The organism is Achromobacter sp. (genome assembly GCF_036567245.1).
Classification (GTDB): domain Bacteria; phylum Pseudomonadota; class Gammaproteobacteria; order Burkholderiales; family Burkholderiaceae_B; genus Achromobacter.
In genome coordinates, this window is the sequence record NZ_DATCUY010000675.1 from 1 (window position 1) to 7,948 (window position 7,948).

9 protein-coding genes and 1 pseudogene are annotated in these 7,948 nt (G+C 66.7%); 1 reads left to right on the forward strand and 9 read right to left on the reverse strand.

The features are described 5' to 3' along the window. The 6 genes and pseudogenes from VIR09_RS28805 to fliF form a co-directional block, all read right to left on the reverse strand. Positions 1-226, reverse strand: a pseudogene (locus VIR09_RS28805) (flagellar hook-length control protein FliK); the annotation flags it as partial. 24 nt (positions 227-250) lie between these two features. Next, positions 251-700: a flagellar export protein FliJ gene (fliJ, locus tag VIR09_RS28810; RefSeq protein WP_332015977.1), complete on the reverse strand. Its 450-nt coding sequence runs from the start codon at positions 698-700 to the stop codon at positions 251-253. Beyond that, positions 693-2,165, reverse strand: coding sequence for a flagellar protein export ATPase FliI (gene fliI / locus VIR09_RS28815; RefSeq protein ID WP_332015985.1), 1,473 nt, complete (start codon positions 2,163-2,165; stop codon positions 693-695). Before fliI ends, fliJ begins: the two co-directional genes overlap by 8 nt. A gap of 20 nt (positions 2,166-2,185) precedes the next feature. Beyond that, complete coding sequence (gene fliH, locus VIR09_RS28820) at positions 2,186-2,929, reverse strand: flagellar assembly protein FliH (protein WP_332015978.1); 744 nt, start codon at positions 2,927-2,929, stop codon at positions 2,186-2,188. Further along, positions 2,922-3,932, reverse strand: a complete 1,011-nt coding sequence (gene fliG, locus VIR09_RS28825) for a flagellar motor switch protein FliG (RefSeq protein ID WP_332015979.1) — start codon at positions 3,930-3,932, stop codon at positions 2,922-2,924. Before fliG ends, fliH begins: the two co-directional genes overlap by 8 nt. After that, positions 3,922-5,586, reverse strand: coding sequence for a flagellar basal-body MS-ring/collar protein FliF (fliF, locus tag VIR09_RS28830; RefSeq protein WP_332015980.1), 1,665 nt, complete (start codon positions 5,584-5,586; stop codon positions 3,922-3,924). Before fliF ends, fliG begins: the two co-directional genes overlap by 11 nt. Positions 5,587-5,916: 330 nt before the next feature. Between fliF and fliE the strand changes: the two genes are divergently transcribed. Next, positions 5,917-6,249: a flagellar hook-basal body complex protein FliE gene (gene fliE, locus VIR09_RS28835; RefSeq protein ID WP_332015981.1), complete on the forward strand. Its 333-nt coding sequence runs from the start codon at positions 5,917-5,919 to the stop codon at positions 6,247-6,249. Positions 6,250-6,341: 92 nt separating this feature from the next. Here the strand turns inward: fliE and VIR09_RS28840 are convergent, their stop codons facing one another. The 3 genes from VIR09_RS28840 to VIR09_RS28850 all read right to left on the reverse strand — a co-directional run. Next, the gene (locus tag VIR09_RS28840) at positions 6,342-7,145 is read right to left on the reverse strand and encodes a flagellar brake protein (protein WP_332015982.1); all 804 of its coding nucleotides are present in this window, start codon (positions 7,143-7,145) and stop codon (positions 6,342-6,344) included. A 24-nt stretch (positions 7,146-7,169) separates the two neighbouring features. Further along, complete coding sequence (locus VIR09_RS28845) at positions 7,170-7,487, reverse strand: EscU/YscU/HrcU family type III secretion system export apparatus switch protein (RefSeq protein WP_332015983.1); 318 nt, start codon at positions 7,485-7,487, stop codon at positions 7,170-7,172. After that, the coding region (locus VIR09_RS28850) for a flagellar hook-length control protein FliK (RefSeq protein ID WP_332015984.1) at positions 7,487-7,948 on the reverse strand (462 nt) is incomplete at its 5' end. The genes VIR09_RS28850 and VIR09_RS28845, both read right to left, overlap by 1 nt.

The window sequence follows — 7,948 nt, forward strand, 5'->3', positions numbered from 1 at the left end:
CGGGGTCGCCGGAATTCTGGCCGTCGGCAGGCGTTTTGGCGGCGTTCTTTGCCGGCCGCGAGTCGGCGGCCTGGTTGGGGCGCTGTTGCGCGGGGCGCTGTTGGGCCAGCACGTCCGAGAAGCTGGGACCCTTTTTGTTGGCGGGCGCGGCCTTGGCGCCGAACGCGTCGGCGATGGAGGTCGGCGCAGCGGGCGCGATCGAGGGCAGGGGCAGGGGAGCGTTCATCTGGGGCTTCCTGTGAGACATTGCTTAGTGCATGCCGGCCTGGCGTTGGACCAGGCGGGCGGAATATTCGTCGTTGGCGCGCTGTTCGCGGCGCGATTCCACCACGGCCTGGGCGCGCAATTCGCGCTGCGCCAGGGCGTCGTAGGAGTTGAGCTTGCGCTTTTCCTGCTGCCAGTAGAGACGGCCTTTCGCGAGGTTGTCGTCGGCCTGGCTCAACACACCCTGCTGCTGGCTGATGGCGTCGTCCAGGGTGCTGATGAAGCGCTGGTAGTTGTGGCAGTCGCTGGCTGACATGCCGGTCGTCATGGCCTGTTGCAGTCGTTCCAGGTAGTCCTGGCGGTAGTCATGCAGCATGGACAGCTGGCGCTCGGCGTTGGTGCGTTCGGCGCTGAGTCTGCCGAGCAGGCGCGCGGCTTCGTCCGTGCTTTCCTTGGCCAGGTTGATCAGCATGTCCAAAGGCAATTGGCTAGGCATAAGCGTCTCTCAATTCAAAACTGGCGCGCAGCTGGCTGACGGCGGCTTCATAGCCGACGTTCTCGCCGATATCCTGCTGCAGAAAGGCTTCCAGGCGCGGGTAGCGGGCGATGGCGTCATCCAGCTGTGGATCGTTGCCGGCGGCGTAGGCGCCTACCGCGATCAGGTCGCGGTTGCGCTGGTAGCGCGACAGGCTTTGCTTGAAGCGACGCACTACCGTGAACTGCTCGGGCGTGATCAGCGAGGTCATGGCGCGCGAGATCGACGCTTCGATGTCGATGGCGGGGTAATGGCCTGCTTCGGCCAGGTGGCGCGACAGGACGACGTGGCCGTCCAGGATGGCGCGGGCCGAGTCGGCGATAGGATCCTGCTGATCGTCGCCTTCGGCCAGCACGGTGTAGAAAGCGGTGATCGAGCCGGCCTTGCCGGATGGGCCGGGCGCGCCCATGCCGGCGCGTTCGACCAGCATCGGCAGTTTGGCGAAGACCGAGGGCGGATAGCCTTTGGTGGCGGGCGGCTCGCCGATGGCCAGGGCGATTTCGCGCTGCGCCATGGCATAACGGGTCAGCGAGTCCATGATCAGCAGCACGTCCAGGCCCTGGTCGCGGAAGTGTTCGGCCAGGCGGGTGGCATAGGCGGCGCCTTGCAGGCGCAGCAGCGCCGATACGTCGGCCGGCGCGGCCACCACGACCGAGCGCGCCAGGCCTTCGGGGCCGAGGTTGTGCTCGATGAACTCTTTGACTTCCCGGCCGCGTTCGCCGATCAGGCCGACGACAATGACGTCGGCCTTGGTATAGCGGGCCATCATGCCCAGCAGCACGCTCTTGCCGACGCCGGAACCGGCGAACAGGCCCATGCGCTGGCCGCGGCCGACCGTGAGCAGGCCGTTGATGGCGCGCACGCCCGTGTCCAGCACCGTATCGATGGGTGCGCGCGACAACGGATTGATCGGCTGGGCGGACAGGGGCGCCAGTTCGGCGCCCGTGAGCGGACCCAGTCCGTCCAGCGGCCGGCCGGCGCCGTCCAGCACCCGGCCCAGCAAGGCATTGCCCACCGGCAGATGGCGGCCCAGCTGCGGCTTGGCGTTGCCGTTCAGTTCGGCCTTGCGCGGCAGCGGAATCTGGCGCTGGACGGGCGGCTCGCCGGGCACGACGCGGGCGCCGGGCGGCAAGCCGGAAATGTCGGCCTGCGGCATCAGATAAAGGGTATGGCCGTCGAAGCCGACGACTTCGGCATCCGCCCAGTGATCATGGCCGCGCGCGATTTCAATGCGGGCCGCCGCCCCTACCGGCAGGCGCAGGCCGGTCGCGTGCAGCACCAGGCCGGTGGCGCGCGTGATCTTGCCGCTGACCAGCCAGGGGTCGGTCGAGGCGGCGCGGATCGAGCCGATCTGCAACTGGGTCTGCCAGCGGTCGATGACCGGCACGGCGGCAGCGGCCGGGGCCGGGGCCGGTTGGCCGGGCAGGGCGGGGACCGGATCGGCGCTCACACCGGTTCCTCCCAGGATACGTTGCGGCCCAGCGAGGCCGCGACCCGGCGCCAGCGCGTCTGCAAGCTGGCGTCGATGTCGCCGTAGGGCGTTTCGGCGCGGCAGCCGCCGCGCGAGATGGACTCATCGGCCAGGACGCGCCAATGGCCTTCCTTGAGTTCATCCGCCAGGTGCAGGCGGATCAGTTCGATGTCTTCGGGATTGGCCCACAAGCGCATCTGGCCGCCGGCGGTGGGATTGATGTGCAGCACTTCGCGCACGGCGCTGATCACGGTATCCGGCTGTTCGGCGAGCGTGGTGCGCACGACCTGCTGGGCAATGTCGAGAGCCAGGGTCAGCAGGCCCTGGCCCATTTTTTCTTCGAGCGAGCCTAGGGACGCGGCGCAAGCCTCGACCAGCGCGTGCAGGCGCTGGGCTTCCGCGGCGCCTTGCTCGCGGGCCTGGTTGAGGCCTTCGGCGTAGCCTTGCTCGCGGCCAGCGGCCAGACCGGCTTCGTAGCCGGCCTGCTGGCCGGCTTCCAGGCCGGCGGCGTGGCCCAGGGCATGGCCTTCCTCGCGGCCTTCGGCAAGCGCCTGGGCGCGCAACTGGGCCATCACCACTTCGGGATCCGGACCCGGATCGGGTTCGGGCTCGGGCTCCGGTTCGACGACCGCGGGCTCGTCGAACGACAGCATCTGCCAGCGTCGCCAGGCGGCGCTGCGCGAGATGAGTGTCGTGGCGCCGCCGTCCACTTCAGACATACGCATCGTCTCCCTGGTTGCCCAGGACGATCTGGCCGCTTTCCGCCAGGCGACGCGCGATCTGCAGGATCTTCTTCTGTTCGGCCTCGACCTTGGACATGCGGATCGGGCCTTGCGCGTCCAGGTCTTCGCGCAGCATTTCGGCGGCGCGGCTGGACATGTTGCGCAGGAACTTGGCGCGCAGCTCTTCCTGGGCGCCCTTGAGCGCGACCATGAGCGTGTCGTTGTCGATTTCCTTGAGGATGAGCTGGATGGCGCGATCCTCGACGTCGAGCAGGTTGTCGAAGACGAACATCTCGTCGATGATCTTCTGCGCCAGATCGCTGTCGCGCTCGCGCAGGCTGGCGACCACGGTTTCTTCCTCGGCCGAGTTCATCATGTTCAGGATCTCGGCCGCGGTGCGCACGCCGCCCATCTTGCTGCGCTTTGCGCCCTGGCCGGCCAGGACCGAATTCAGGACCTCGGTGAGTTCGGACAGCGCCGCGGGCTGCACGCCGCCGAAAGTGGCGATGCGCAGCATCACGTCGTTGCGCAGGCGGTCCGTCAGGAGCGCCAGCACGCCGGCGGCGCGGTCGCGCTCCAGATGCACCAGGATGGTCGCGATGATCTGCGGATGTTCGTCGCCGATCAGTTCGGCCACGGTGTTCGGATCCAGCCAGTTCAGCGCATCGATGCCGCTGCCGCCTTCGCCGGCTTCCAGGATGTCTTCGATCAGGCCGGCGGCGCGGTCGCTGCCCAGCGCCTTGGTCAGCACGGTGCGGATGTAGTCGTCCGACCCCAGCGTGACGGCCATGAACTGGTCGGCTTCCTGGCGGAATTCTTCCAGCACCACGGCGACGTCGCTGCGGGTGACCTGCTTCAGGCTGGCCATGGCGGCGCCGACCTGCTGGACTTCACGGGCGCTGAGGTATTTGAAGACCTCGGCCGCGGCATCCTCGCCCAGCGACATCATCAGGACGGCGCTGCGCGTCATGCCGTCCAGCGGCGTGGAATCATTTTTCATCTTTGCTCATCCAGGTGCGCAGAACCATTGCAACGGCGCGCGGATCCTTGTTGGCCATCGTGCGGGCGCGTTCCAGGTTGTCCTGGTAGCGGTCCACTTCCTTGGCGCGGGCCGCGTCCTGGGCCTCGCGCGCCGCTTCGATGCGTTCGGCTTCAGCCTGTTCCGGATCGACCGGTGGGTACAGGTAGTCGCCCACCGTGCGGCGCAGTACGCGATACAGCCACAGCGCCAGCACGCCACCGACCAGCCATGCCAGGATCGTCTTGAACAGCGAGATCATTTCCGGATCGCGCCACATCGGCACCGGCGGCGGGCCGTCGTTGAACTGGCTGTTGACCAGGTTGAGCGAGTCCCCGCGGGTCTCGGAGTAGCCCATGGCTTCACGGACGAGGTTGGTCAGCTTGTTCAGTTCTTCCGGCGGCAGGGGCTGCAATTCGCCGTCCTTGTCGCGCATGTAGTTGACGACCACGGCCACGGACAGACGCTTGAGGTTGCCCACCGGCTGCTTGATGTGGCTGATGGTGCGGTCCACTTCATAGTTGGTGGTGGCGTCGCGGCGTTCGTTCAGGTTGCCGGTGACGGCCTGCGTGCCGGTCTGTTGTTGGGTGTTGGCGGGCTGTTGCTGCGGTTGGCCGGGACGGGGCGGCTGCGGTTGCGGCGGATTGGCAATGGGGGCCTGGGGATTTGCCGGCGCCTGGTTCGACAACGCGCCGGGCACGCCCTGGGCGGGATTGACGCCGCGCTGGGTCGAGTCGCTGGTCTGCTGGCTGCGCACGGCGGCCTGGCCGGGCTCCTGGTTCGGGCGGTAGATCTCGGACGTTTCTTCGCGGCGGGCGAAGTCGACGTCGGCGCTGGCCTGGGCGTGGACGTTGGCCGAGCCCACCAGCGGATTGAGGATGGTGAGGATGCGCTCGACCGTGCGCTGTTCCATTTCGCGCACGAAGCGCATCTGATCGGCGTCCATGCCGCGGCCTTCGCCCAGCGGCGCCGACAACAGGCGGCCGTTCTGGTCGACGATGGACACGTTTTCGGCGGTGAGTTCGGGGACGCTCGAGGCGACCAGCCAGGAAATCGCGGAAACCTGGGCGTCGCTCAGGCTGCGGCCGGGATGCATGTTCAGCAGCACCGAGGCGGTGGGCGCCTGGCGCTCGCGCACGAACAGCGACTGGCGCGGCATGGCCAGGTGCACGCGGGCGTGCTGCACGGTGTGCATGGCTTCGATCGAACGTGCCAGCTCGCCTTCAAGACCGCGCTGATAGTTGATCTGTTCCGTGAACTGGCTGGCGCCGAAGCGGGCGTTGTCCATCAGTTCGAAACCGACAGAGCCGCCGCGCGGCAGGCCCTGGGACGCCAGCTGCAGGCGCGCGTCGTACACACGGTCGGCCGGAACCAGCACGGCGGTGCCAGTTTCGTTGTAGCGGTAGGGCACGTTCATCGTTCCCAGCGCCGCCACGATGGCGCCGCCATCGCGATCATCCAGATTGGAGAACAGCACCTTGTACTTGGGTTCGCTGCTCCACATCGCCACGGCGACGATGACCGCAACGAGAGCCGCCGCCGCGCCCAGCAGAATGGGCTTGGGCAGCGCGCGCACCTTCTCCAGCACGGGGAATTTCGTCAGCAGCGACGAACTCAGGGTGGCCTGCTGGTTCATTGGCGGCCCCCGCTGGCCACGCGGAGCTGGAAATGGGACTTCATGTCTGGGTAGGGCAGATTACACATGCAACGTGCTTCTGGTCTGGGGAGAGCGTGGATTATTGCCCCTGAGACGTCCATCCCAATCGTTGAAAACGGCCGGTTTTTGGCGTTACTTATCTCCTATGTCCCCAACAAGGCGAAAGTCGCCGCCACCGCCCAGGCGGGAGGCGGCTGCATACGCGGAAATGTCGGGTTTTTTGGCGGTTCTTGTCGGCTATGAACCGGGGGGATCGGGGTTACGCTGTGCGCAACATTGGCGTAATCCCCATCAGCAAGGAATCAGGTAATGGCTGTATCAGGCTTGTCCGGCATCGAAAGCATGCTTCAGCAGATGCGCGCGGTAGTAAGCAAGGCAGAAACCGGTAACTTCGCCGCAGGTGAAGTGGTCGGCCAGCCGGATGGCTTTGCCGCGGAACTGCAACGCTCCATTCGCCGCGTGACTTCCGCCCAGAACGCCGCCACGGCGCAGGCCAAGGCTTTCGAACTGGGCGCACCCGATATTTCCCTCAACGACGTCATGATCGACATGCAGAAGGCCAGCATCGGCTTCCAGACGGCCGTGCAGGTACGCAACAAGCTGGTTGCGGCCTACAAGGAAATCTCCTCGATGGCGGTCTGAGCCTCGTTGCGGGGACGGTGTTTCCGCCTGGGTCGGAAGCGCGAACAGGCATCGGGCGGGGCGCATGCGACGCATGTCCCCGCGGCCAGCCATCAATTGCGCTGGGCGCCTCTTTCCAGGCGCCAGACTACCTGCTGCAGCCAGTTCTCCTGGCGCGCATCCAGATTGAGAAAAATTGCGCCAAGGTGGCTCACCGGCGGTTCGCCAGTGAGCGACACATGCCTGGGCGCCGGTTCGTCCGGATCGGACGACTGCACCATGGGCTGGCCCGAAACCGGATACACATTGCGCACCTCCAGACTGGCATTGAGCTTGCCATGGTCGCCGAAATCCAGCTGCACGTTTTCCATCACGGTGCCGCGCTCCGGCAACGCGGGGACCGCCAGCCCTGCGCGCAGGCCCACGCCGTCCACCGAGATATCGCGTATCGTGAACGTGTAGGGTTTGTCGGCGGGGGAGGCTTGCCAACTGGCGCGGCACACGTTGGCGGCCGCGATAAGGGAAGCGCGGAACATCTTGCGGCGCTGGATGCGGGCCAGGCGCTCCGGGAATGGCGAGACCAGCGCGGCGCTGCCGTCGTCGAAATGAATGATCTGGGGCCGCTGCACGCGAAAGCGGATCTGCACGCCGCCATAGGCGGTGGCATGGAAATGGAAAGTGGTGCCGCTCAGCAAGCCCATGGAGTCGGATTGCTCGAAGTCCGCCCCGGCATAATCGCGCGGCCTCCAGAAGAACTCGCCGGCCTGCTTGTCCACGCCCAGGATCAACACCGCCATCTCGCGGTCCGCGGCGTCGCGAACGAGGATGTGGCTGTCGGGGTGGGTCAGCTCGAACAGGGCCGAGCGCATCTCTTCAGGCCGGGTCAGCAGAAACTCCGGGTCGCTGGCATCCAACACTTTGGTTTTCCTCAGGTAATAGGGTCAGGCGGGCGCTGCGGGTTCGGGGAACTCGCGCGATTCCAGGCGGTAGAGCCAGGCCAGCAATTCTGCCACCGCTACATAGAGTTGGGGGGGAATATGTGCGTCCAGGTCCACCTGCATCAGCAGGCCGACCAATTCGCGCGATTCGTGGACGTAGAGGCCGTTATCCTGGGCTGCGCGGACGATGGTGTCCGCGAGCTGGCCGTAGCCCTTGGCGACCACACGCGGCGCGCCGTCCTTGTCATCGTAGGAAATGGCAACCGCCGCATTGCGGTTGGCGTTCGGGTCCGAGCCCGGCGAGGGGGTGAAGCGGCTCATCAGATATCGGCCGGGAATTCGGGGCGCGGTTCCACCACGCTCACCGACAGATTGCTCAGGGTCAGGCCGGCGGCCAACAGGCGTGCTCGCAGCCCGTCCGAGGAGTCATTGATTTCGGCGGCGCTGTGCGGCGCGATGAGTTGCAGGACGATCTGATCGCCGGCCAGGTTCAGCCGGGCATCGACCAGGCCCAGGCGGGGCAGGTCCAGCTTCAGGCGCGTGGCCCAGGTGGACATCGCCGACTCCGGGTCGCCGCCGTAGGGATCACGCTCGACTTCCCATTCCATGGGTGTGCCCGGCCAGGCTTCGCCTTGCCAGGTCAGTGTCTGGTTGGCCAGCACGTCCAGCTGCTGACGGACGAGCACGGTCAGGTCCTGGTGGATGCCGCTGATGGGTGCGCCGGGCGTGGCGTTGCCGGAGGTGCCATGGCTGGGGGCCGCGTCGCCGCCCGAGCGGCTGGC